Source organism: Bacillus canaveralius, assembly GCF_002860125.1.
GTDB classification, from domain to species: domain Bacteria; phylum Bacillota; class Bacilli; order Bacillales; family Cytobacillaceae; genus Bacillus_BJ; species Bacillus_BJ canaveralius.
This window is the reverse complement of sequence record NZ_PGVA01000053.1, coordinates 1-25510: the sequence shown is the minus strand read 5'-3', so window position 1 is coordinate 25510 and position 25510 is coordinate 1. Positions and strand designations below refer to the sequence as shown.

Below are 25510 nucleotides of genomic sequence, written 5' to 3'. Positions count from 1 at the left end.
CTTTCAGTATCCTGTGCTGATTTAATAGGGAATGATGGCAACTGAAATCGTGACATTCCCTGATTTTTTCTTCACGAGTTCCAATTTTTCCGCGCCGCTGTATAAGAGCGCCGCTGGCTCACTAACAGCGTATGCACCTGTATATTTAAAAACAGTCTCCGAAGGGTCTTCTACTTTTACCGAGTTCAGCACAGTCGGTGTATAGTAGATAAACTCCCAGCCGTTTTTATTTGCAACCTTAATTAATCCCTCTTCAGCCTTTTTTATATCAATCGTGCAAAGTGCCTTTACACTTTTGCTTGATAATTGTAATTCCTCTAAAGTTTCGTTTATTACCTCTTCAATTTCCTCGGCAGATGTGCCCCGGTTGCAGCCCATTCCAAGCACAATGACCTTTGGACGATATAAAACCCCATTATGTAAAATCCGTTTTTCCTGTTCAGTTAACTCTCTGTGTGTGATAACAAGCGCAGCAGAATGCTCTTGATCTAGTGCTTCGGCAACAGATGGAAACACCTTGAAATTTTCCGGAAGCGGGCGATCATATGGCCACCATTCCTTCTCACCTGACTCTTGAACAACAGCAACCTTTTCTTCATTCACTACCGATGCACTGACAGGGGTCAGCTTTTCTGCCGACTCCCATACCCAGCCGAACCGCTTTCCAAACAAATCAACAGGAATGGTTTGTTGCACATCCGAAGCGGTTGTAATAATTGGCCGAGCCTGAAGTACGGCAGCAATTTCTTTTGTTAATTCATTTGCCCCGCCGATATGACCTGACAGTAGACTGATAACATGCTCGCCTTTATCATCGATTACGACAACGGCCGGATCGACCTTTTTATCCTTTAAAAGAGGGGCAATCATTCGCACAACGGCTCCAAGAGAAATGATGATGATCAGTCCCTTGTATGATTCAAATAGAGGCGGCAAAAGCATGCGTACACTCCCGGTGAACAATTGAATGTCCCTTGCTTCCTCGTCTCCTTTTTCAAACTTACTCATATAGTACACATCCGCATTTTGAAAAGAACTCCCCAGCGTTCTCGCGATGTCGACTCCGTGCTTTGTGATGGCAACGACGGCATAATCACCCTGCTGTTTTATGACAGCCTTTTGTTCTTCCTTAAGCTCGATCATCATTCCTTCATCCCCCGGCGGAATCCATGGGTAAAGGTTTTATCATAAAGCTTCGAGCGGTAATTCTTATCGTGAATGTTTTGATCAAGCGCCCAACCAGCTAAAATCATCGCTTGTTTCCGGATACCATTTGTTCGCATGTCTTCGTCTAAATGTTCCAGCGTCGAGCGGACAATTTTTTGATCTGGCCATGATGCTTTATAAACGACGGCAACCGGAGTTTCTTTACTCCAGCCCGCATCGATTAATTCCTTTATCACCTTTTTCGTTAAGGTCGCACTGAGAAAGAGGGCAATCGTGCAATGATGGTTAGCTAAATCACGCAGTTTTTCAAATTCAGGTACCGGCGTTCTGCCCTCGGCCCTCGTTAAGATAACGGTTTGTGTTAAATCTGGAATCGTCAGCTCTGCTTGTGCCGCCGCCGCTGCCGCAAACACGGAGCTGACACCGGGAACAATCTCCACTCCGATTTCATGCTGTTTCAAAAGAACCATTTGCTCCATAATCGCACCATAAACGGCAGGGTCACCCGTATGAACACGGACAACCTTCTTCCCTTGCCGAATCCGGTCAGCCATGACGTTAACCATCTCCTCTAAATGCATCCCCGCTGTTTTCAACACTTCAGCGGACGGCTTTGCTTTGGCGATTAATTCTTCATTGACAAGGGAATCTGCATAAAGAACAACATCCGCTTCTTGAAGATGCATTAAGCCTTTTACGGTAATTAAATCCGGATCGCCTGGACCTGCACCAATGATATAAAGCTTCATTTTCTCACCACCATTAATGTTAAATATTCAAGCTCAGCTCCTTCTAGCTCTTCGGCCTTCCAAATAATTTCCTCATCCGATGTAACCTTTGTTACGACGGAAGCCTTATGAAGCAAATTCAATTCACGTAAAACACTAAGCATCAAATCGATGACCTTAGCCACTTTTATGAAAATAACGCAATCATGATCTTCAATTACTTTTTTCATTGCTTCATAGTCATTCCGCGCCGGAACAATAGCTACATGCTCGTCACCGTCTGCAAGAGGAATTCCAAGCCTTGAAGCAGCTCCATTGATAGACGAAATGCCTGGTACGACCTCAATCGGCACTTCCGGATGGAGCTCTTGCATCAGACGCATCATATGTATGAACGTACTGTAAAGAAGAGGATCTCCTTCTGTCACAAAAGCAACATCCTTGCCTTCCTGCAGCTTCTCCCAAACGCTTTCAACCGTTTCGCTCCACTTTCTTTCCAATGTTTTTACGTCTTTTGTCATTGGAAACACAAGATCCAGCATTTCTTTTTCGTCCGGCTGGAAATAAACATCTATAATTCTTTGCGCATAGCTTTTGCTACCCTTTTGCTTTTTCGGATAAGCAATAACCGGTGATTCCTTTAATTTTCGAAACGCCTTCACTGTGATCAGTTCCGGATCACCAGGACCGACTCCTAAACCGTATAATGTACCAAACATATTATTCTCCTTCCTCGCGCTCTGCCGCAATGATGTAAATGGGATTTAAGGCATCAAATCTTGTCAGATTTAAGATCGGCTTGCTTCTTGAAATTTGCGCAAGCGTAATTTGTGTTTTAAATTTGCGTTCTTTCAATGCCGCACTTGCCTCAGCTAAATTTTCAATGGTGACTGCATTTAACACAATCCATCCCTTGTTCTTTAACCGGCTGCAGCAAATATCCAAAATATCTCCCATTCCGCCTGCTGTGCCGCCAATAAACACTGCATCGGGATCTGGAAACATATCTAACCCTTCCGGTGCTTTCCCATGAATCACGGTCGCATCCACACGGAACTTCGCCATATTTTGTTTGCAGTTTTCCAAGTCACCTTCATTTTTTTCGATCGCAAAGACTTGGCCTTCACGGGCAATTTTAGCTGCTTCGATCGCTACTGAACCTGTACAAGTCCCGATATCCCATACCACGCTGTTTTCCTTTAAACGGAGTGCACTGATGCTTAATGATCGAATTTCCTTTTTCGTAATCAATCCTTTATCCGGCTTTCGCTGAATAAACTCCTCATCGTCAATCCCAATCGACCATGACGGATTTTCACCGATTTTCTTTAAAATCACAACATTCAAAGCTGAAAATGAAAGATCCTTCATATCCTCTAGGTTAAACCAGCCACATCTTTCGTTTTCCCCGCCCAGGTTCTCTCCAACAAATGCCTGGTATTCGGTCATTCCGAAGGAGAGCAGGTATTGGGCAATTTTATTCGGCGAATTTTCACGATCAGTTAAAATCGCGATTTTCTCTTTCCCATCGATGCGCTGTGCCAGCCCTTTCATGCTTCTTCCATGCACACTTGTAAAGTAGGCGTCTTGCCAGCGTTCTCCCATTTTGGCAAATGCGAGCTGGACGGAGCTTAAATACGGATAAATCTCCATTTGTATTTTGTTAGATAAGTAGCTTCCTATTCCATAAAACAACGGATCACCTGATGCTAGAATCACGACGTCCTTCGTTTCATTCTGCAAGCGTTCAACAAGTGAAGACAGCCCGCCTTTAATGGAAACTTGCTCTCCTCGATGATCCGGAAAAAAGGATAGATGACGCTTGCCGCCTATTAATATTTCACATTCATAAATCCATTTTTCATATATCGGAAGCAGGCTTTGTTTGCCTTCATCACCGATTCCAATCATTTTAATCGATGCCATCTTGCCGCACCGCCTTTCCTAAAAATTCCCCCTTCAATGTATATAAAGAGGTATCCACCACGAGACCGCCGCCAACTTCCTGGAGAGCAAAGTGACAGCAATAATCACATAGCTGTTCGAAAAATGGAAGGTAGCCGTGCGCTACCATCATGTCACCGACCTGTGAAGCGGTATTGGCATTTTTAATTTCCTCTACTAGAGAGTCATCCGCTCCTGATTCGCTGGCAACAGTCGCCAAAAAATTAAAATCAATCGGGGCGCTCTTCGAGTGAACCATCATAATGCCCTGGGCAACTTTTGAAAATTTCCCCATCATACCGACCATCGAAACTTTTTTAATCCCTTGACGCTTGCACTGCTTTAAGGTAAAGCCAACAAAGTCTCCCATCTCAACAAATGCTTCCTCTGGCAATTCCGGGAATTGCTTCATCGCGTATTTCTCACTACGGCCCCCTGTTGTAATGACAATATGCTCACAATGGCTTGCCCGGGCGACACTAATCGCCTGGACAATACTGGCCTTATAGGCAGCAGTGGAAAAAGGTACGACAATGCCGCGCGTTCCTAAAATTGAAATTCCGCCAATAATGCCTAATCGACCATTTAACGTTTTTTTCGCCATTTCTTCGCCGTCTGGTACAGAAATGATAATTTTGATTCTCTTATCGATTCCATACTCCTTTAAAACCGCCTCGGCAGTCTCACCAATCATTTTGCGAGGAACCGGATTGATTGCCGCCTCACCGACTGGAACCGGCAATCCCTCCTTGGTCACACGGCCGACGCCGACTCCACCGTCCAAGATAATCCCGGGTTCATTAATCCAAGAAACAGCTGCAATAATCAATGCCCCGTGTGTTGCGTCCGGGTCGTCTCCAGCGTCCTTAATGACACTTGCCGTTGCCATCTGATCGGTAACTTCACAGCTTTCAATATGGAAGGTTGCAAACCGCTTAATCGGTAAATAAATCGTTGCATCCGTTTGTGCCACTCCTGTAATCAATGCGGTCAGAGCTGCCTTTGTCGCTGCAGTGGCGCAAGACCCAGTCGTATATCCTTCACGAAGTTTCTTTCCGGTTGGAACTTCCTTCATGGTTTACACCTGATCTGCAAGAATGGAAATTGCATTTAACGCTGCCACTGTAATGGTACTGCCGCCTTTCCTGCCGATATTTGTAATGAATGGAATATCCAGCTTAGCTAATTCTTCCTTTGATTCAGGTGCTGAAACGAATCCAACCGGCAGTCCGATTACAAGACTAGGTTTTGCTTCCCCTTCTTTTATAAGGCGGATAAGCTCAAGTAACGCTGTTGGCGCATTCCCAATCGCAAAAATACCCCCGTCCGCTTCTTTTATTGCTTTTCTCATCGAAATGATGGCTCGGGTTGTATTTAACCGTTTTGCTTCCTGCATCACGTCCGGATCAGAGATGTATACTTTGATTTCTCCCCCATGCTTTTCAATTCGTGGTTTATTTGCGCCAACCTGAACCATTTGAACATCGGCTACCACTTTTTTTCCACTTCGAATCGCACGAATGCCTGCTTGAACCGCATCAGGATGGAAGAGTACGCTTTTTCCTAATTCAAAATCAGCAGATGCGTGAACGATACGCTGAACAATTGGATATTGCTCGGCAGTAAATGAATGCTCACCAAATTCCTCATTAATCATTTCAAAGCTTATTTGTTCGATTTGTTCTGGCTGAACCGTTAATGGTTTAAAATCTGTACGGAAATCCATTCCCCTCACTCCTTACTTAAAATGTTGGTTCTTGTTCGAAATCGTTTGCTTTAAATGTCACAGACTCACGCAATACTTCCATCACATCGGAAAAATCGGAATAAACCGTTCCATAGTTAATGTTAGGACGGCCAATCATAATGATTTCAATCCCGAGGTCCTTTGCGGCCTCCACTTTTTCATCAACAGAACCGACTTTCCCGCTTTCCTTTGTGATCATCACTGTGACACCGTACTGTTTATAAAGGGCTTGATCGAACTCCCTTGTAAATGGTCCTTGCATGGCAACAATATTTTTTTGCGGGAACCCAAGCTGTTGGCATTTTTCCATATTATCACCACGAGGAAGCATACGAGCGATCAGCCGAATATCTGGGTTCCCTACTAATTTTTCCGTAAAAACCTGCAGTGTTTTGCTGCCTGTTGTCAGCATCACAACACCTTTTTTCGTTGCGGCTAATTCCGCGGCTTCCTCGTAGCTATCTACTACTTTTATCTTTTCGTATTGAAAGGTTTGGGACTCGCGCTCATAGCGGATATAGGGAACCTTCGCCTGATTTGCAGCACTTATTGCATTTTTAGATGCTTCTTCTGCAAAGGGATGACTTGCATCTACTATCGCTTCAATTCCTGTTGTTTGAATTAAACTCACCATATCTGCGTCTGTTAATCGACCAACTTGTACATTTATTCCTACCTGCCTCAGTTCCTCCGCTGCATTTTCGGTTACCACTGTAGATAGGAGACTGTAGCCTGCAACCTTGATTTTTAAAGCCAGTGCACGAGCATCGCTTGTTCCGGCTAGAAAGAGAATCATTTCAATTCCCCCGCCCTCTGCCCTCCATGTACATGAGCGTGATGATGTTCATGTTCATCTTCATGATGATGAGGCTCATGATCGTGATGGTGGTGCTCGTGATCGTGATCATGATGGTGGTGATGATGTACATGTTCCATTGCATTAAGGCGGTATAGGCAGGTGTCACAGTTCATTTTGACATCATCTTGAAGTGCTTCTTCAACACGGTCTTTCAAAATGGTTTCCAATCTAGGATGGTAGCCAAAATAGCCGGCCAATTTAAATTCAATATGAGGATATTGATTAGAAAATGGAACCATCATTTCCTCTAAACGTTTAATCAAGATTCCAGTGAACAAAAAGTAGGGCAAAATAATCACTTTTTTTGCTCCGAGCTTTAAACACCGCTCTATTCCTTCATCTACAAGGGGATTGGTTACACCCATAAACGCAGGTTCGACAATCTTATAGTTTGTTTTCTCCCAAAGTAATCTTGCAATCTTATATAAATCACTATTTGCGTCCGGATCGCTCCCGCCACGTCCTAACAGCAGGATAGCCGTATCTGGCTCTGGATGATCCAAGTTCTCCCCGATTTCGGTTAATCTCGTTTTTAAGATTTCTAATGCTTCCTCATGAACACCAATCGGTCTACCATATGTAAACTGTACATGCGGATATTTTTTCTTCGCCTCATCAATGGCTGCAGGAATATGAATTTTAGAATGTCCAGCTTGAAGAAGCATGATTGGAATCACGAAAATTTGACTAGCCCCTTTTTCAACACATATATCGATTCCTTGATTGACTGTTGGTCGTTCAAATTCTAAAAAACAGGTCTCAACCATTAATGAATCGTCCCAGCTGCCGCTCATATTATCGATGAATTGACGTACCTGATCATTCCCTTCAGGATCTCTACTTCCGTGCCCAACAAACAGAATTGCTTTCAAAATAATTCCTCCCCTTTGTTTTAAGTAACGAATAAGTTACAAAGTAGCGCTCATTTTCTCCCTTTTCCCCTTACAAGCCTTAATCCCCGCACACAGCTGCTTCAATTTTGATGCTCGGTGTAATATCCTGATACTCAAACCCTTGCACTCGCTTTACACGTTTAAAAAATTTATAGAAGCGCTCATTAGGATAGCCTTTTTCTTTAAATTCCTGTACGATTTTCTCAACGACACTTACAATTTGATCAGGTGCAATTCCTTCAGCAACGATCTGACCGGAATGAGCATTTCTTCCAGCTGTCTTTGCACCCAAAAATAAATCAAACGCTCCTTTACGGTACACAATGCCAATATCTTCTTTGACAGCCCCGTAGCATGCCATTCCACAGCCGTTAAAGCCGATTTTCAATTCTTTAGGAAGCTCGATTCCCCCAAGCTTTTCTTGTATCTCTTCCGCAAAAGGAATAGAATCCTTTTTCTCCCCCTCACAAAAATCGCATGCCTTTAAAGTTAAGACGTCCCCTACTGGAGAAAGTAAAAATTGTTCGGCCTTAAGCTTTTCTATCACTCTATCAGGATCAGAAGTTGGAATCTGAAGCTTAAAATGATGATCTTGTGTGTATTCCATAACCCCTTCTTCTCCTACTACCTCGACAAGCGTCATCATTTGTTTAGGTGTAAACTTTTTATTTGCAACACCTGGGCTGACCGCAAGCTCAAAAATCGATTGAATGGGCTGCTTAATGAACGAATTCTCTACTCCTTCACTTTCACCAAAAATAGCTAGCAAGGCTTCCTCCGCTATTTCTCTCGTCGAAGCTTTCACATTTGCGGCAACTTCTTCGCTCTTGATAGATATGGATGTATCGAACTGTTCGAGTGCCCATGGTTCAGCATTCTTTTGTAATCGTTGATGTGGTTTTAACGGCTGTTCCGTTTGATTTAATGTATACTTTCGTTGATATCCACGCGGCGTAATCATTAGATCATCGTAGAAAAATGTAGAAGCGTTTCCGATCATAACAGTCGTTAACATCCCGATTTCATGATTGAGCATCTCTTTTAAATTTGTCATCACGACACTTTGGCGTTCACGGTACGCACTTTTTACCAGCCCCACCGGTGTGTCTGGAGAACGATATTTTAATAGAATTCGTTGCGCTTCTAAAATTTGTCTCGTTCTTCTCCCACTTTTTGGATTATAAAGAGCAATCACAAAGTCAGCCTGAGCGGCTGCTTCAATTCTTTTCTCGATTAAATCCCATGGTGTTAAATGATCACTTAAACTAATCGTACAGGCATCATGCATAACAGGGGCTCCTAATAGAGAAGCACAGGAATTAATGGCGGAAATCCCGGGGATGACTTCCACTTCCACCCCTGTTGCTTTCTTCCAGCCTTTTTCAATCAATACCTCATAAACAAGACCTGCCATTCCGTAAACCCCAGCATCACCGCTAGAAATGACAGCCACCTTCTTGCCCAATTCCGCCTGTCTTACTGCTTCTTGGGCCCGGCTTACTTCTTCCGTCATTCCTGTACTAATGATTTCCTGACCTGTTACTAATTCTTCAACTAATTCGACATATGTTTTATATCCAATGATGATGTCACTTTCTTGTATAGCTTCTCTTGCCCGTTCGGTAATATGTTCATTGCTCCCCGGTCCAAAGCCGATTACAAGCAGTTTCCCCTTCATATCATGCGCCACCTTTCCAAAATCCAACTAACATTGAGATACCTAGTCCTAAGCTATACATTCCTGTTATCGACCCTAGTACAAAGTACAGTTGTCTTTTAAGTCTTGCTTTTAAAAATCCCCATGAAAGAAAGAACGTGATACATACTGTTGAAATTAATAATCCAAGAACAAATAAAATTAACTGAATCGTCGCTGTAGTCATATTATTCAAGCCTGCTGCATTTGTAAGAAGGGCAATTTGCGTTGGACTTTCAACCCCGATTCCATGAATAATTCCAATCACAAAAGCACTAGCGATTCCCAGTTGAAGGGTAGATAAACTTTTCTTTTGAATTCCTAGTTTCAGTTTCGACATTAATTTTGCAATAGACTCATAGACAATCGTTAAACGGCTTTTGTACTCATACTCATTCCTTTGACGAAGGAGCGAATATAGGATGAACCCGCCTAGAATAATTAACGTGAGACTTACAAGTACTTCCATTAAACCTCGCGTTGTAGCGGGTAATTCTGCGCCTATAAAGATGGTTATAAAACCAACGATCAAGACAATCATGCCATGTCCTAAAGCGTACATAATTCCAAGAGAAACTTGTTTTGTTTTTTGTTCTTCACTACCTACCATATCGGCAATGGCCGCCACATGGTCTCCATCCATTCCGTGTCTCATCCCTATTAATATTGCAAGCAATGCAAACGTTATTAACTCCATATTAAACTCTCCCTTTAACCGGTTTCGATATTCCTTCAATACACTCTGTTCTCTCAGACGGTACGAAGCCTTCCTGATCATATTGATAAATGATGTGATCTTCTAGGAGGCATCCCCCCGGTAAATGTTGCTTAACAATTTTGCTCCCTACTTCTGGAGTAACTTCCTTGTACCAAGTTCCGTCTGGATAAACAATGGCAACAGGAGCATCCTTACATCTGCCATTACAGCGAGTTCTTGTTCTATGGAACAAGGTGTCTAAATCTAAATTTGCAATTTCATTACGAATCGCCTGTGTTGCCTCTTCTCCTCCCTTTCTCATGCAGCTGCTTCCGTTACAAATGAAAACGTGATGCTTCGTACCTTTTAAATTCCAAGTAGTCATAAAACACTCTCCCTATCTTCTTTATGCAAAAAAAGCACCCCTATAAAAATAGGGGTGCAGAGCAAATACAACAATAAAACAATTAATGATGCATTTATTCAGCACTTCCACCTATAGTCCCGTAGGTTTAATGAAGTCACTAGGGTAAGGCAGGTCTCCTGACTCTGGTTCATCGTTACATTGCGTCTTCCCGAAAATAGATTCAGTGACATTTGCAATGAAACTCCCCAATACAGTGGCGGGTACCGTGACGGATTTTCACCGTTCTTCCCATTTAAGCGCAATCTTTAATGCGCACCTTTTCCCTAACTATATTTAATTTTTAGACAAGCTTGATTCTCTTAAAAATGCTATGTCCTTTAAAAATCAATTAGAACCTTTCAACACATTTCTTGCCTGCATATTTTTATAAGCGTTCGAACTCCGGAGTTTTATTAAAAATAAAAAATCCGTTCAACTGGAGTTGAACGGATAAAACGCAAGCACAAAAAGGCAAAGCATAATCGACCTTTTTTCGCCAACGTTTCATCTTCTCAATCCCCGAAGAAAATCGAAACTTTTATCATTAAGACAGGTCTCCTGACTTGTGTATCCTCCTACTTTAGACCCTTCCCGTATTTAGCACATTTAATAAAAATATACCCATACAGTGGATTGCCTATTTCGTCCACACTTACAGTTGCGGGGGCAGTTCTGGACTTCACCAGATTCCCTTTTAAGCCTTACGGCATCTTAACTATTTGTTTAACAAAATAAAAATATTATTAAGTTTTTATTGGTATGATGAGATCCCTTTTATAGTAGCTCAACAAAAATAATATAGCAAGAATTTTTCAAGCTATTAGGGGATTTATTTTAATGTTTTCCATACGGGTCGGTCACCTCATAATGCTTTACAACCAATTTCTACAGTGTCGCCCCTTTTTTTCACGGTTTGGCTATCTATAAGTCTACTTTCTTAAAATAACGAACTTTCTCCCTTAAGAAGAAACCGCCAGTAAATCATAAAGTGTACAGGCAATAACTTTGGTCGCATTCAACAAATCTTCAAGACGAATGTTTTCATCTGCCCGGTGCCCATTTGCCTCTTCTAACAATTTTGGTCCGACACCAAACATGATGGTGGGTATCCCTTTTGCAAAAAAATGGCGGGCATCTACATATATGGGTACTCCGTTTATTGGTAATTTACCCTTCTCCTTCATAATCGACTGCCAGTTCGAAGCCAGCGCGCTAATTATTGGTGTATCTTCTGGTACAGGGCCGAAGCTTTCGGCATGGAGGATTTTCCGTATTTCAATTTTTATTCCTCGGATATTCGCTACAGCTTGATTCACAATTTCTCTAAGTTCTGCTTCAGCTTGTTCTGCATTTTCTTCTGGTATCAATCTTCGATCAACCCTGATTTTGCACACATCCGGGACGACATTCGTGTTAATCCCTCCCGAAATGAGTCCCACATTTATGGTTGGATAATCAATACCAGGTACAGCTGATTTTTTTGCTGTGAGAGTCTGACGGTATTCATATAAAGCGTTTAAAATCTTTGATGTCGCCTCGATTGCATCGATTCCTGTATGCGGAAGGGCGGCATGGGCGGATTTTCCGGTTGTTTTAATTTCAAAATGAAGGCATCCATTGTGGGCATTAACAGCTGAATAGGTAAAACCAGCACATATCGCTTGGTCAGGCTTAATAACCCCTTGATCCAGCAGCCATTTCGGCCCTAGCTCTCCGTGTTTCTTCGTCAAAAGTGAAAGCAAGGTCGACTTTCCCATGCAATTGTTGGTTGATTTTTACCTGTTTTAAGGCTAGAACGGCGTATGTATAAGCCGCAATATCCGATTTTGAAACGGCCACCCCCCGACCATACATCTTTCCGTCAATAATCTCTCCTCCATACGGCTCCACACTCCAGCCTAACCCTGGGGGCACTACATCACCGTGTGCATTTAAGACGATGTTTGTTCCTTCCCCGTCACCAAATACAGAGCTGCCAAGGACATTCGCCAAACTGATCATACCAGCCTTTTTCACATCATCTTCGTCTACCTCTAATAAGGAAACATCCTCAAATCCCAGTTCGCAAAGCTGTTGTTGTAAGAAAGCTGCAATAGGGAAAAAGGAATTTTAATGTTAAAAAAATCTTTACGAAAGAAAAAAAACTCCTATTGAAGAAGTTAATTGACCTTGTTTTGTTCCCTAAACAAACAAGTCTTCTACAAAGGAGTTAATCTTTTGAATAAAAAAATTAGGTCAAGATCTTTAAGGTTAAATGTTATTCAACCTTTAATAAGGAACATCCACTCCTTTAATCGCCTTCTGAGCTTTATAATAAGGCAAAAACTTATACCCGGCCCAATAAAGGACTAAGCTGATCGGCAATCCCACCATCCACGAGATCGGCAGGAATATAACCCCAAAAACGCCACCGATTACAAGGGAGCCTAAGCCGAGCCAGTTATATTTAATAGTATTTTCATAGAGGGCTTCTACTTCAAGCTTTTGCTTGTGAACAAAATAAAAGTCTGCTAATAATATCCCCAATAACGGTCCTAAAAAGGCTGAATAGAATGCGATAAAAGTGTTAAATGCGGAACTCGAGATTAATAGCCATGGAAAGGTGACGATACTCAAAAATCCCACAATGATCACGGATGCTCCCCAGGTAAAATTAAATGTTTCCATAAGTACGAGTGCAGGCGGTTTAATATTAATTGTTAAATTACTGGTGAACTGCGCAACAACGATAAAAACCATCATCGCTACGGCAACTCCCGCATTGGGAATAACGGACACGAGTGCCTGGACCGGGTCCCAGATTCCAGTTGCTGCTGCAGATAAAATTCCAATAACGAGCATGCACACATACATGGGTACCACTCCAACCAGGTGTCCAATCCAGTTATAACCCGGTTTATTTTCCAGGTATCTGCTCAGGTCGCCATTGTTGATGACGGCTGTTATTAGTACTCCCACTGAAGCAGTAATGGCAGCATAAAATGGCATTCCCCATGTTCCGCTAGTATTCCAGCTGTCAGCAATTTTAAGCCCTCCGACATTAATAAGCTGTATTGTGATGTAAATTAAGAAACCGAGTACAACTACTGAGAGGATCGCATCAAACCACTTTATTGAGTTAATGCCAAAGTACGCAATGTAGGTTTGGACGATCTGGAACAGAATAAAGTATAGCCATATATTCCCCCACCCCCAAATGGTTTGTGTTATGAAATCCATTGCGGAAGCCCCAATCCATGACCCAATCCCATACCAAAAGACAGCAGGAAGCACCCTTATTAATGAGGCAATTCTGGCACCATTAAAACCGAAGGAAGAACGGGCTTGAACTATAAATGGAATTCCGTAAACTATCCCGGGCTTCGAATTGATCACAAATAACAGACCGGTAATTAATGCGGCAATTCCAGTGACCACGCCCGCTTGAAAAAGATTTAGCTGGCCAGCTGGAGGAAGATATGATTGCCCTATCATAAATATTTGAATTACGACCATGGAAGAAATCCACAGCATGATATAGGTTGTCAATCCGAAGAGGCGATGCTCATTTGGAACAGGTCTTAAAGATTCCCTTTTTGAACTTTTAGTTATATCTGTTGTATTCGCCATATCTAATCTCCTCATTATCTTAAATATTTTTATAAAAATAGTCCCTAACTTTCCAATCTTACTTTCCTCTTCCCTAGAAAAAACTTGTATCATCTTAACAAACATTAATGAAATATAATTTAAAGGCAGGCTTGCTTTTTTAAACCTGCCTTTAAGCATTACTCAAAGTTTACAGGGCTATTTTATTGAAGCCTGGCTCTGTCCAAAGTTTTCCAAAGTCCCTTTAAATTCTTTCTTTTCGGGATATTTATAGGTTTTTAGTTTGCTTGTTTTCTTTCCTAAATCTACAATCGATTCTGCAAATTTCACACCTGCTACAACCCCATCGATCACAGGAACTCCCAGCTCTTTTTCGAGGCTATCCGCAAATTCGGCCATACCTGCACAGCCTAGTAATATTGCTTCTGCATCATCTTCCTTAACTGCTCTCTTGCCCTCCTGCCTCAGCATTTCCATTCCTGCTGCTGGATCTCTCTCAAAATCCAAAACACCCATGGGGGTTGTGCGAATGTTTGCTATCTTTTTGCTCGCTCCGTAAGAATCAACAAGTTCTTCCAGCATGGTTTTGATTCTTGGTAAAACAGTGACTACAGAAAATCTGGCTGCGAGCATAGAAGCTAAATATACTGATGACTCAGCAATGCCCACAACAGGTTTATCCGTTACTTCTCGCGCAGCATGCAGTCCCGGATCACCCCAGCATGCGATAACAAACGCATCTACACCTTCTTCTTCTCCCTTTTTTATTTCTTCTATTACTCCAGGAATACTTAAATACTCATCATAATAAGATTCGATGGAAACCGGACCCATTTCCGGACTGACAGCGATAATTTGCGTATCAGGCCTCGCAGCAGTTTTAGCGGCATGTTCAATTCCTTTTGTCATTTCCAGCGTAGTATTTGGATTGATAACTTTAATCTTCATTTAAAATTCCTCCTTGAAATAGTTAATTTCTTAATTCCTTCGTCTTGCAATAGGCAAAAATATTTAGACCTGCTGCTCAACTTCTGGTCCTTCAATGCTGAATTGTGCATCTGTTATTTCTGGTTGTACATATACCTTACAGATCCAGTACTTCATCAAGGTATAGTACAATACCATCGAAATGAATAAGGCTGAAACAAATCCATAATCAGGGAACAACAGAACAGATAGACCTGAAGGTATATAGGCAATAACTGCGGCTGGATTCAAGTTTTTCCAGTATTTATACTGTCCATCCACTTTATAAAGCTCTTCTATATTCAATTTTCGTTTTCTAAGTAAATAATAATCAGTAAACATTACCCCTACGATCGGTGCCAGGGTTGCAGTAATGATCAATAGAATTTGCGGAACAAAGTCTGCGTAATTCCAGGGCTGGATAAGCAAGCCGATTACTCCGGCAATAATGGACCCCATCGCAAATGTAATTTTACGAGGGAAAAAGTTTACTATGATATATCCCGGAGGTAATAAATTAGCACTAATATTCGTCGACCATTGAGCTAAAATAACAAATACCAAGCAAACGATTAATAGGAGTGGGCTGTCTGCGCCCATGGTCTGAACCATTGCATCGATAGGATTCCAAGTTCCCGTCGCAACTCCACTAGTCAAGCCGATTATCGTGAATAATAGCATTGAACCTACTAAACCAATCGTATGGGCCCAAAAGCTTCCATTATTCGCTTTCCACCAATTACTCTCATTTTTTTTATTCTTGTTTGTTTTCAGGAATCTGGTGAAGTCAGGAGCATTTAAGGCCATCGTTATATAGGTTCCCATCATGACTACGACGGCATATCCCATTGAAATTCCGCCTTCTCCTCCTTGTGCAAAGATTTCCCCGAAGGTTAAATTATGCTGGTTCATGATAAATACCTGGAGGATGACTCCAATTATTAAAATACTTGGGGAAGCAAGCCATTCAAACTTGGTAATTGCTTCAATTCCCATTGCCGTATTAATTATTTGGACAGCACCAAATAAAATAATCAGCAATGTAAGGTTCGAGTAACCCGTCAGCATCTCCATAATGACATTCAGGGCATAAGCACCCATCCACGTTTGGAATCCAAACCAAAATATCGCGGGGATTGCACGGACAACTGCAGGAATATGAGCTCCAAGATACCCAAAGCAAGCTCTAATGTAGACAGCATAAGGAATCCCGTATTTTACACCGATATCTCCTAATAAAGTTAAAAGAACGGCTACGATTAAATTTCCCAGGATACAAGCGACAATGATCTCTGTAGGTGACAAGGCTGGATAAAGCTGAGCGGCCGTAATTGGTGTTACTAACTGTACAGCTATACCAATCCATAGAACAAGGTACGCCAGTGAGGACATATTCCTTTCACTGTTCGCTGTTGGCATAATATCCTTACCTTTCAGGCTTATCCCTTTTTCCTTATCCTGATTCATGCAAGCTACCCCCTTTTTGGTTTTGAGTACTTCGATTAACGCATTCCTCATCCTTATAAATAGATTATGTGTATAATGCTGTGAGTATAGTGGCAGCTCAGATATCTATGAGGTCGTTTTCATGATTCTTGAAGATTTAATAGCTGAAGGAGTGGAGTTAAAACTTATATTATTTGTGTGAAAGAAGATCACCTCCTATTTACTGGATAATCCTAAAATTTTTCTAAAAATAGTAAATTTTCAGATTTATTATGATGCAGTGTATGGCAGCCATCTATGGCCGCCATACAAAATTAATTTAAATATGCTTCAAAACCGCTTCATAAAGAATCTTAGTCCCAAGAACAATATCTTCTGTATCTGCCCATTCTTTCGGCTGATGGCTAATTCCATTGCGGCAGCGGACAAACACCATTCCGATTTCTGTGATCGCCGCTAAAAGCATGGCATCATGTCCGGCCCCGCTTACCATGACAGGTGCATCTACTCCCAATTGCTCACTTGCTTCCTTTAAACTTTTTACCAGGTTTCCCGAGCACTTGACAGGCGCTACATCTACATTTCTTTCAATCTCATAATTCAAGCCCCTGTTTTTGCTCACTTGCTTGATCTTATCCACAATTTTCTCTATGATCCGGTTTCTTCTTTCCAGCTCAATATCACGAATATCAAGTGTGAATTCAACTGACTCAGGAATGATATTGCTGCCTCCAGGAAAAGAAGCTATTCTCCCAATTGTTCCTACGGTGGGAGCATTCGGATCTGCCATGCATAGCTCCTCTACCTCTTTAATCACTTCTGCGGCACCGATCATTGGATCTTTTCGAAGGCTCATCGGCACGGTACCGGCATGGCCAGCTTCTCCTGTAAGCTTTACCTTAAACCATGATGGACCCGCTATTCCGCTCACAATACCCACAGGGTAATTGTTACTATCCAAAAAAGGACCCTGTTCAATATGAATTTCAAAATAATGTTTAATGTCACCAGCCTGGCGGACCGATTCACCGATAAGATCAGGGTCAACACCGAAGCCGAAATCCTTTAATGCTTCATATCTTGTGACCTGATTGTCATCAACCTTTTGAAGATCCTCCTCGGTTACTTTCCCTATCATTCCCCTGCTTCCGAATAAACCATCGTGAAACCTTGATCCTTCTTCTTCACAAAAGGCAACCACCTCAATCGGATGCTCGTGAGCCAGGCTGGCATCTGATATCGCTTGAACAATTTCGATACCGGCAAGCACACCGATAATGCCATCAAACTTGCCGCCATTTCGGACTGAATCAATATGGGAACCGATCATGACAGGCTTCAGATCCGGATTTCTTCCTTCCTTTCGTCCAATTAAATTTCCAAAATGATCATGGGAAACGGTCATCCCTGCTTCCACCATCCATTCAGAAACCAGAATGGTAGCCTGCCTATCTTCTTTAGATAGGGCAAGACGCTGCACACCATGATCTTTCGTCCTGCCTATTTCACCTAATTTTTCTATACGTGTGCTTAACCTTTTCCCACTGATTGCTACTGTTTTCATCACTGCCTCCATTTTTAGCCTTTGCTGTTTCTGCGCTCAGTTGTTCTCTCGTAATCTACTTCGTCTCCATCATTAATAACAACTCCATAATCCTGTAAAGCCTTTTCTTTTAAAATAAATCCATCTAAATAATCGGAAAGCACTTTGTCGGGATCTCTTTCGAAAGCATTCCCATATCCTCCTCCACCGGGACCGGCTAATTGAATTCTGTCTCCAGTTTTAACGACCCGATTTGGCAGCTTGGAAGGAAGCTTGATCGGTTCCGAAGCACCCCTTTCCTGAATGGACAAGCTCCCCACAGATCCTGTTTTTCCGCCATCAAATCCCCAAGGCGCGAATTTATGGCCATCCGCTTCAACAGAGAAACTTCCATCATCTAGGAAACTAATTTCACGAATTGAACCGATTCCCCCGCGCCATTTTCCTGGAGCACATTCATTATCTTTCAGTTCATACCGCTCTACACGCAGAGGATAATGGGATTCAATGTCCTCGATTGGATTATTTCTTGTGTTTGCGTACAATGTATCGACGGAATCCATGCCATCTTTTCCAAAACGGCCGCCGTAGCTGCCTTCCATGATGTCCATATAAACCCAATAGTTGTCGTCTTTCTTACCGCTAAAGGCCACTACCTGAAGGTTGCCAACCCCAGCACTGACCTGATGAGGCACGACTTGTGCCAATGCTTTCATTAGCGTATCCGCTACGATGTTACCTGAATTAAAACGGGCGATCGTCGGTGCCGGGAAGGTAGGATTACAAAGTGTACCTTCCGGAGCAATAATATTTATCGGCCGGATCAAACCTGAGTTTTGTGAAAAACTGCCGTAAATAGTAGAGTCTAATAGAATTGAACGCAATGTTAAGTAGATCGCGATATCTACTGTTCCCATCAATGGCATATTAACCGGCCTATCAGTTACTTGCGGATCCGTACCGGTTAAGTCAACCGTCATATCACTACCGCTGACTTTAACTGTTACAGCGATTTTTAAATCTTTCTTTGCCGGGTCATTGCTATCGAGGTAGCCATCAAGAAAGCCTTCTGCTGAATATTCCCCGTCAGGAAGCTTCATTATGGCGTCTCTCATCATTTTTTCCGAGTAATTCATCAGTTCTTCACTTGCCGATATAACCGTATCCAAGCCGAACTTCTCAATGATCTCCACATAACGTTGAACACCGATTTTTGCAGCGGCAATTTGTGCTTCCATATCGCCTACTACAAGCTTCGGAGCACGGATATTATCCTTTAACATATCCCAAATGTAGCGGTTTTTGACTCCTTTTTCATATACCTTAATGGACTTAAATTGAAGTCCTTCCGCATATGCGTCAACTGCATCTACAATTCCGCAGCTTCCTGGTGTAGAAGCACCTATATCTAAATGGTGTGCGGTCGTTACAGAAAAACCGACAAGTTCATCTTTATAGAAGACAGGTATACAAAAACCAACGTCCGGTCCGTGAGATGCCCCATGATATGGGGAATTATGCATGATTACATCTCCGGGATAAAAAGTATCATCGCGTTCCTCCATGATTTGGCGAATCCCTTTTACGTACCCCGGGATCGGTCCTGACTGCAAAGGAGTGCTGTGAGAGGATTCGCATAACTGCTGTCCTCTGATATCAACAAGTGCGCATCCAAAGTCCTCTGATTCACGAATAATACTTGAGTAAGCCATTCTCGCAAGCTTATGTCCCATTTCAACGGCAACGTTGTCCAATGCTCCAAGGACTACTTGAACGGTAATCGGATCGATTTTTTTGCTCTTCACTTGAGTCATTGCTTATACACCTACCTTGATAATCATATTTCCGTATTCCTCGATATAAGCAGTGCAATCAGGAGGAATGACAGTTGTTGAATCCTTTTGGAGGACAATGCATGGTCCAAAAAACTCTGTTCCGGCAGGAATCTTCTCTCTCTGATAAAACTTCGTTTCAACCTTTTCTAAGTTTCCATCGATATTAAAAGTAGTTTCACCCGTTTTAAGCAAAGCATCTTCCAGTTGATGGTTATGGTGTATTACTTGTTTTTCAATTTTCGGCATAACACCCATTCCAGTTACACGAATATTAACTATCTCGATAGGACTATCAAGGAAATTATGCCCGTATTCTGCTTTGTGGCTCTCGTGAAAATTATTCAACGCTTCAAGGATGGTTACTTCATCAAGCCGGCCACCCGGCAGGTCAACTCGCAATTCATAGCCTTGGCCCGCATAACGGCAATCAGCGCTCCGAATGACCTGAATATCATTCTCTGCAACGCCATCTTCCTTCAATTGAGCAACCAATTGTGTTTCAAGACCCTCGACATCTTCATTCAATCCTGAAAAATCCATGTTTGTACTTAACATAAATTCAGTTTTGATGACGTCATACTTTAGATCTGTCGTTAATAGTCCGGTTGCTGAGTTAATGCCTGGATACAACGGAACAATAACCTCCGGAATATTTAAGATCTTTGCGACATCAACTGCATGCAGAGGACCCGCTCCGCCAAAAGCAACTAATGAGAATTCCCGCGGATCCTCACCTTTTTGAATCGTTCTTTCACGAATCGCATTCGCCATGTTGTTGTTCATAATTTGCAGGATGCCTTCCGCGGTTCTTTCTCTGCTTAAACTTAATTGTTCTGCTAACTCATCAATGACCTTGTAGGCGGCATTTGAATAGATCTTCATTTCCCCACCCAGGAAGTTATACTCATCAATTCTGCCAAGTACCACGTTGGCATCACTTACAGTCGGCTTTAAACCGCCGTGGCCATAGCATGCCGGACCCGGACGTGATCCCGCACTCTTTGGTCCAACCTTGAACGCGCCACCTTCATCAATATGTGCAATGCTGCCGCCTCCTGCTCCGATCGTATGGATATCAATCATTGGCACCATAACAGGATAACCAGCAATCCAAGTATCACGAGCAGAGGATTCACTGTAACCACTGCCAGTAATGATCCCTATGTCAGCACTGGTGCCACCCACATCAAAAGTAATTAATTTTTCGCGGTTCGTCAGTTCCCCCGCCCAGGCGCCACCGAGAATTCCTGCAGCAGGACCGGATAACAAAGTATTTACCGGCTTTTCAGAAACCGTTTTTGGCGTTGCCACTCCACCGTTCGAGCTCATAATATGGAGTTCAGCCGAAACTCCTGAATCCTTCAAGCTCTGTTCAAGGTTTTGGATATAGTTTTTTACCTTCGGTCCGACAAATCCATTAATAGAAGCTGTTGTAAAACGCTCAAACTCGCGGAATTGCGGCGAGACGTCTGATGAGATCGTTACAAAAGCTTCCGGGTATTCTTCCTCAATGATTTCTTTTACTCTTTGTTCATGGCTCGGATTGATATAGGAAAACAGGAAATTAACAATGATCGATTCAACACCCTTTTCTTTCAAGGTTGCAACCGCTCCACGAACCTCTTCTTCCTCAAGCCCTGTAATCACCTGGTCTTTAATTGGGCCCATTCTCTCTGTCACTGATAAACGATGTCTCCGTTGGACAAGAGGCCTCGCCTGCCATGGAATATCCTGCATAATGGAATGGTTCTGTGGACGCTGATGCCGGCCGATATGTATAATGTCGCGATAGCCTTTTGTGGTTAACATCCCGGTTTTGGCCCCGTCATATTCCAGAATCGCATTGGTGGCGATCGTTGTTCCATGAAATACATGGTCAATCCCTGCTTTGTCGATTTCATATCGGTCACAAAGCTCTAATATTCCCTGTACGACCCCCTTTGAAGGATCATCCGATGTTGTAGGAACTTTATGAATGGCAGTCATTCTTTTTTCGGTATCGTTAAAAATAACATCGGTAAATGTACCGCCAACGTCTACTCCAAATAATTTCATACTTTTTCCCCCTTTTAATGTTGTTATTCCTACTAATGCAAGAAGCGTGCCAAAATTAATAACCTTGATATAAAAAGCTTTCGGCGAGGACGATTTTTTCATCATGTAATTCTGCAACCCAAAAAGATCGATTAATTCAGAAAATTCATTAAAATGGTACAAATAAAGAAAGTTGCAATCTCACACGAGAAATTGCAACTTTGCAATGCTAATATTATATTTCTTAATTTTTCTGCTGATTGTTGAAGCATCTACCCCTAATTTCATGCTTGCTTCCTTCATAGTTGCAGAATTTTCGATCGCCAGCTTAATAATTTGTTTCTCAAATTCTTCGACCTCGTGTTTTAAGTTGATTTTATCTCCAATAATTCTTTGAGGCTGCGAAACGGAATTTTTAAATTTCTCCGGCAAATGTTCCAGCTCAATTTGCTGGAACGGAACGGTTAGAACCAGTCTTTCAATTGTGTTTTGCAGCTCACGAACATTCCCGTTCCATTCATAATCAATGAATAGCTGAACTACCTCTTTATTAAATATTTTGTATTGATTATATTTTTGACTGAAAATATCCAAAAAGTGATTGATTAGAAAAGGGATGTCTTCTTTTCGTTCTGATAAAGGCGGAATTGTAATCGGCACGACAAACAGCCGGTAAAATAAATCTTCACGAAAGGTTCCCTCTTTGACCATTTCTTCAAGGTCACGGTTTGTCGCAGCAATAAAGCGGACATCGACTTGAACAGGCTTTGTTTCTCCAAGCGGTGTAAACTGTTTTTCCTGCAATAATTGAAGCAGCTTTGATTGTAAACTGAGCGGCAATTCGCCAATCTCATCCAAAAACAACGTTCCTTTATGTGCAGCCAGTGCCAATCCTTTCTTTCCGTCCTTATTGGCTCCAGTAAATGTACCTTTTGCGTAGCCAAATAATTCTGATTCCATAATACTTTCCGGAATAGCCCCACAATTCACCTTTACAAAAGGTGCATCTTTTCGATTACTTAAATTGTGGATCGTTCGAGCCATTACTTCCTTGCCTACACCGGTTTCCCCCTGCAAAAAAATCGTAGCATCAACATCGGCAATCCTGCAGGCAAGCTCGTATACCTCTTCCATCGCTTTAGATTTTACAACCATCTCTTGATCTTTCTTTTTGGCAATGGAAAGTTCATGCTGGTAATAATCGAGCACGCTTTTTGCTTCTTCCAATTTTTTTTGAAGAATTGAAATTTCAGTTACATCCTTTGAAATGTTGACTATTTTATTTAAAGATCCATCATCATTAAAAATCGGGTGTGCTTGTACCAATAATCGCCTCCCGGATTTTGTCACTTGATTCATTGTAATTTTTCGTTTTTGCTCCAGAACAGTCTTCGTGGATGAAACGTTGATAACCCCATTTTTTTCTAACAATAAAGCCGACTTTCCAATAAAATCATGTTCTTTTACACCCATTATCTGCTCACAGGCATTATTAACCCTCATCACAATGCCCTCTGCATCCGTAATCGTAACCAATTCACCACTTAAGTTCATGATTGCTTCAAGCTCTTGCTTTAATTCAATGATCTTTGGAGACTTATTTAAGAAAGTTTGATAGACATCGTTAGGGAAAAATAAGACTAATCCCAGTTTTCCATGTTTTATGGGGATTTCTATTAAATAGTGCAGTTCTTCGGCTTCATATGTGTTGAAGGCAAACTCTCCTTCTTTTATGACTTTCATTATGCTGCTTCCAGGCAGAACATGCTGTATCGGTTTGTTTGAGGCATGATTAATTTTCAAGACTGTAGTACAGAAATGGTTTATGAACACGATCTTACCTTTATCATTCACTAATAAAAGACCGAACGGAAGATTTTCTCCTATTTCATAGAAATCAAGCAAATTGGCGCCCTCCTTTTCTACTTGCTAATTTAAAGAATATTAACACTTTTCTTGCAAAAAATACAACAAACATATTTCGCTAGTTTTTTCGAGAAAAAAGAAGCTAATTCTTTTTATGAAGAAAAAGCTTCTCTTTGTTTTAGTAATTAAGAACTATCTTTTACCTTTTCTCTTGGAAATACTTTTATACCGGACATTTGTTATTTCTGATCGTGGAAAGTCGTTGTTTAAAATTTTTAGAAATCTACCTGAAATTGACTGGGGCATGTATCGGTATCCGGCAGGAGTGTCGGAGGAATTACACCATCTAACTTTCCATTTAATTCAAAACAAAATCATCTATTACTGTTTAACATTTTTATAATTCTGCTTTTAATCCGAAAAATGTTACGCCAGATTGGTTATACTTTGGGTCAAAATTCGTCCCTAATATGTTTTGTCATTTTTTCAATTAATTCATTTCCATGATTGAAAAATCTATAAAGTTTGCGTCAAAGCCCACTTTGTCTTATCTTTTCTTTAGGAGAGCTTTACCCAACCCAATGAAATTATATATTTTTCGTCATAAACTGATTTTGCGAATCAAATTTATATATCAAAACAAAAAAAATCCGGCATCTTTTATTAAAAGAATACCGGATGAAGTTTCCTGACCAACTTTTTATTATCGTATTACTTACCCTCAACCACTTCTTTCAGTATTTGATACGAACGTTTTTGTTTATCAGGATCAAAAATATAAGATACCGCCATGATTTCATCCACGTTATATTTTTCTTGAAAAGCAATCAATTGTTCTCGGATCGAATCCTTGCTTCCCAACAGAGTAACACTGGACATAGAGGTGGCCATTTCTTTTTCCTGTGGGCTCCATAGCTCATCCAAATTTTCAACAGGAGGTTGTAACGGCGTTTGCGTACCACGCACAACATTAAGGAAAAACTGGTGTGTTGTCGTCTGTAATAATTTAGCTTCTTCATCACTTTCTGCGGCAATCAAATTCAAGCATACCATCATATACGGTTTGTCCAGATACTCAGATGGCTGGAACCGTTCACGATAAATCCTTATTGCTTCTTCCATATGTCTTGGTGCAAAGTGGGAAGCAAAAACATATGGCAAACCTAAACTTGCCGCTAAATAAGCTGAATCCGTGGAAGAACCGAGAATGTAAATCGGAACATTCGTGCCAACACCAGGATGAGCCTTTACATAGCCTTGCTTTTCTTCCGGTCCAAAATAAGTAAGCAAGGCATTGACATCCTCAGGAAATGTATACACAGAATCTTTTTGTGATCGTCTTAAGGCGTTCGCGGTCAGCATATCTGTTCCAGGCGCCCTGCCGAGACCCAGTTCAACCCGATTTGGATAAATTGTTGCCATTGTTCCGAATTGTTCGGCCACCACTAAAGGGGAATGGTTAGGGAGCATGATCCCACCAGACCCGACAAGTATGTGATCGGTATGCTCCAGCGTATGCTTAATTAAAATGGACGTAGCTGAACTGACAAGTGTCGAAGTGTTATGATGCTCAGCGATCCAATATCGTTTATACCCCATTTTTTCGGTAGCCTGTGCAAGATCTACCATCGCATCGATAGCTTGTTTAGGACTCTGCCCCTCGCGTATGGGCGCTAGATTTAAGACAGAAACAGGTATTTTTATATTTGCCATGTTAGCATTTGTCCTTTCTTGATGAAGATTCATTACTATATTAACAATTGGGATAATGTAAACAAACTTAAATGCTTGGGTGAACGCAACATATCGTTAAAAGCTGGATTGATTGGGACGACGATTTTTCTTTGCTAAGCTTTTGTTATGTTCTTTAGTATACTAACCCTACGCAGGTCTATGCCGTAACATATTATCTACAACAAATACTGAGATTAATAAGCGTTTCAAAACGATTGAATAAAAACCACCCGTGATAACGGGTGGTTTTCTCTGCGGCTGAAAGCCTTTGTTGCTGACCAGACCCTAAAGGGCCTCTGAATGGTTCGCCAAATGTACTACTCTTACTGGCCAGACCTCAAAGGCCTTCTACTTACTTTCG

General features: G+C 41.7%; 21 protein-coding genes and 2 riboswitches. All 21 genes read right to left on the bottom strand.

Annotated features, from left to right (window positions below; translation table 11 throughout):
* Positions 1-21: 21 nt before the first annotated feature.
* Positions 22-1143, bottom strand: coding sequence for a cobalt-precorrin 5A hydrolase (locus CU635_RS18320; protein ID WP_101578836.1), 1122 nt, complete (start codon positions 1141-1143; stop codon positions 22-24).
* Positions 1143-1916 (bottom strand): precorrin-4 C(11)-methyltransferase, encoded by a 774-nt coding sequence (gene cobM, locus CU635_RS18315; RefSeq protein WP_101578827.1) that lies wholly within the window; start codon positions 1914-1916, stop codon positions 1143-1145. Before cobM ends, CU635_RS18320 begins: the two co-directional genes overlap by 1 nt.
* Positions 1913-2614: a precorrin-2 C(20)-methyltransferase gene (cobI, locus tag CU635_RS18310; RefSeq protein ID WP_101578826.1), complete on the bottom strand. Its 702-nt coding sequence runs from the start codon at positions 2612-2614 to the stop codon at positions 1913-1915. Before cobI ends, cobM begins: the two co-directional genes overlap by 4 nt.
* Before the next feature lies 1 nt (position 2615).
* Positions 2616-3821, bottom strand: a complete 1206-nt coding sequence (gene cbiE / locus CU635_RS18305; protein WP_101578825.1) for a precorrin-6y C5,15-methyltransferase (decarboxylating) subunit CbiE — start codon at positions 3819-3821, stop codon at positions 2616-2618.
* A complete protein-coding gene (locus CU635_RS18300; RefSeq protein ID WP_101578824.1) occupies positions 3808-4914 on the bottom strand; it encodes a cobalt-precorrin-5B (C(1))-methyltransferase in 1107 nt (368 codons plus the stop codon). Before CU635_RS18300 ends, cbiE begins: the two co-directional genes overlap by 14 nt.
* A gap of 3 nt (positions 4915-4917) precedes the next feature.
* Positions 4918-5565, bottom strand: a complete 648-nt coding sequence (locus CU635_RS18295; RefSeq protein WP_101578823.1) for a precorrin-8X methylmutase — start codon at positions 5563-5565, stop codon at positions 4918-4920.
* 16 nt (positions 5566-5581) lie between these two features.
* Positions 5582-6382: a precorrin-6A reductase gene (gene cobK / locus CU635_RS18290; RefSeq protein WP_101578822.1), complete on the bottom strand. Its 801-nt coding sequence runs from the start codon at positions 6380-6382 to the stop codon at positions 5582-5584.
* Positions 6379-7317, bottom strand: a complete 939-nt coding sequence (locus tag CU635_RS18285) for a sirohydrochlorin chelatase (protein WP_101578821.1) — start codon at positions 7315-7317, stop codon at positions 6379-6381. The genes cobK and CU635_RS18285 overlap by 4 nt, the downstream gene beginning before the upstream one ends.
* A gap of 79 nt (positions 7318-7396) precedes the next feature.
* Entirely contained in the window at positions 7397-9016 is a 1620-nt protein-coding gene (gene cobJ / locus CU635_RS18280; protein ID WP_101578820.1) for a precorrin-3B C(17)-methyltransferase, read from the bottom strand.
* Between the two features lies 1 nt (position 9017).
* Positions 9018-9731: a HoxN/HupN/NixA family nickel/cobalt transporter gene (locus CU635_RS18275; RefSeq protein ID WP_101578819.1), complete on the bottom strand. Its 714-nt coding sequence runs from the start codon at positions 9729-9731 to the stop codon at positions 9018-9020.
* Position 9732: 1 nt separating this feature from the next.
* Positions 9733-10116 (bottom strand): (2Fe-2S) ferredoxin domain-containing protein, encoded by a 384-nt coding sequence (locus tag CU635_RS18270; RefSeq protein WP_101578818.1) that lies wholly within the window; start codon positions 10114-10116, stop codon positions 9733-9735.
* Between the two features lie 131 nt (positions 10117-10247).
* Positions 10248-10434, bottom strand: a riboswitch (cobalamin riboswitch).
* Positions 10435-10668: 234 nt separating this feature from the next.
* Positions 10669-10866, bottom strand: a riboswitch (cobalamin riboswitch).
* Between the two features lie 230 nt (positions 10867-11096).
* Positions 11097-11879, bottom strand: a complete 783-nt coding sequence (locus tag CU635_RS18265) for a M20/M25/M40 family metallo-hydrolase (RefSeq protein ID WP_245917525.1) — start codon at positions 11877-11879, stop codon at positions 11097-11099.
* Complete coding sequence (locus tag CU635_RS23935; RefSeq protein WP_245917524.1) at positions 11809-12153, bottom strand: M20/M25/M40 family metallo-hydrolase; 345 nt, start codon at positions 12151-12153, stop codon at positions 11809-11811. The genes CU635_RS18265 and CU635_RS23935 overlap by 71 nt, the downstream gene beginning before the upstream one ends.
* A 252-nt stretch (positions 12154-12405) precedes the next feature.
* Positions 12406-13746: an NCS1 family transporter gene (locus CU635_RS18260; protein ID WP_180956636.1), complete on the bottom strand. Its 1341-nt coding sequence runs from the start codon at positions 13744-13746 to the stop codon at positions 12406-12408.
* Between the two features lie 177 nt (positions 13747-13923).
* A complete protein-coding gene (locus tag CU635_RS18255; RefSeq protein WP_101578816.1) occupies positions 13924-14673 on the bottom strand; it encodes an aspartate/glutamate racemase family protein in 750 nt (249 codons plus the stop codon).
* A 63-nt stretch (positions 14674-14736) separates the two neighbouring features.
* The gene (gene ncs1 / locus CU635_RS18250) at positions 14737-16158 is read right to left on the bottom strand and encodes an NCS1 family nucleobase:cation symporter (RefSeq protein WP_180956637.1); all 1422 of its coding nucleotides are present in this window, start codon (positions 16156-16158) and stop codon (positions 14737-14739) included.
* 298 nt (positions 16159-16456) lie between these two features.
* Positions 16457-17701, bottom strand: coding sequence for a hydantoinase/carbamoylase family amidase (locus CU635_RS18245; protein WP_101578814.1), 1245 nt, complete (start codon positions 17699-17701; stop codon positions 16457-16459).
* A 14-nt stretch (positions 17702-17715) separates the two neighbouring features.
* A complete protein-coding gene (locus CU635_RS18240; RefSeq protein ID WP_101578813.1) occupies positions 17716-19494 on the bottom strand; it encodes a hydantoinase B/oxoprolinase family protein in 1779 nt (592 codons plus the stop codon).
* A 3-nt stretch (positions 19495-19497) separates the two neighbouring features.
* Positions 19498-21570, bottom strand: coding sequence for a hydantoinase/oxoprolinase family protein (locus tag CU635_RS18235; protein ID WP_101578835.1), 2073 nt, complete (start codon positions 21568-21570; stop codon positions 19498-19500).
* A gap of 180 nt (positions 21571-21750) precedes the next feature.
* The gene (locus tag CU635_RS18230) at positions 21751-23454 is read right to left on the bottom strand and encodes a sigma-54 interaction domain-containing protein (RefSeq protein ID WP_101578812.1); all 1704 of its coding nucleotides are present in this window, start codon (positions 23452-23454) and stop codon (positions 21751-21753) included.
* 672 nt (positions 23455-24126) lie between these two features.
* Positions 24127-25128: an LLM class flavin-dependent oxidoreductase gene (locus CU635_RS18225; protein ID WP_101578811.1), complete on the bottom strand. Its 1002-nt coding sequence runs from the start codon at positions 25126-25128 to the stop codon at positions 24127-24129.
* Positions 25129-25510: the final 382 nt, after the last annotated feature.

Bases quoted from the DNA above. Each gene is read 5' to 3' on its own strand.
- CU635_RS18320 (WP_101578836.1), bottom strand. From the start codon at position 1,143: ATGATCGAGCTTAAGGAAGAACAAAAGGCTGTCATAAAACAGCAGGGT.
- cobM (WP_101578827.1), bottom strand. From the start codon at position 1,916: ATGAAGCTTTATATCATTGGTGCAGGTCCAGGCGATCCGGATTTAATT.
- cobI (WP_101578826.1), bottom strand. From the start codon at position 2,614: ATGTTTGGTACATTATACGGTTTAGGAGTCGGTCCTGGTGATCCGGAA.
- cbiE (WP_101578825.1), bottom strand. From the start codon at position 3,821: ATGGCATCGATTAAAATGATTGGAATCGGTGATGAAGGCAAACAAAGC.
- CU635_RS18300 (WP_101578824.1), bottom strand. From the start codon at position 4,914: ATGAAGGAAGTTCCAACCGGAAAGAAACTTCGTGAAGGATATACGACT.
- CU635_RS18295 (WP_101578823.1), bottom strand. From the start codon at position 5,565: ATGGATTTCCGTACAGATTTTAAACCATTAACGGTTCAGCCAGAACAA.
- cobK (WP_101578822.1), bottom strand. From the start codon at position 6,382: ATGATTCTCTTTCTAGCCGGAACAAGCGATGCTCGTGCACTGGCTTTA.
- cobJ (WP_101578820.1), bottom strand. From the start codon at position 9,016: ATGAAGGGGAAACTGCTTGTAATCGGCTTTGGACCGGGGAGCAATGAA.
- CU635_RS18275 (WP_101578819.1), bottom strand. From the start codon at position 9,731: ATGGAGTTAATAACGTTTGCATTGCTTGCAATATTAATAGGGATGAGA.
- CU635_RS18270 (WP_101578818.1), bottom strand. From the start codon at position 10,116: ATGACTACTTGGAATTTAAAAGGTACGAAGCATCACGTTTTCATTTGT.
- CU635_RS18260 (WP_180956636.1), bottom strand. From the start codon at position 13,746: ATGGCGAATACAACAGATATAACTAAAAGTTCAAAAAGGGAATCTTTA.
- CU635_RS18255 (WP_101578816.1), bottom strand. From the start codon at position 14,673: ATGAAGATTAAAGTTATCAATCCAAATACTACGCTGGAAATGACAAAA.
- ncs1 (WP_180956637.1), bottom strand. From the start codon at position 16,158: ATGAATCAGGATAAGGAAAAAGGGATAAGCCTGAAAGGTAAGGATATT.
- CU635_RS18245 (WP_101578814.1), bottom strand. From the start codon at position 17,701: ATGAAAACAGTAGCAATCAGTGGGAAAAGGTTAAGCACACGTATAGAA.
- CU635_RS18240 (WP_101578813.1), bottom strand. From the start codon at position 19,494: ATGACTCAAGTGAAGAGCAAAAAAATCGATCCGATTACCGTTCAAGTA.
- CU635_RS18235 (WP_101578835.1), bottom strand. From the start codon at position 21,570: ATGAAATTATTTGGAGTAGACGTTGGCGGTACATTTACCGATGTTATT.
- CU635_RS18225 (WP_101578811.1), bottom strand. From the start codon at position 25,128: ATGGCAAATATAAAAATACCTGTTTCTGTCTTAAATCTAGCGCCCATA.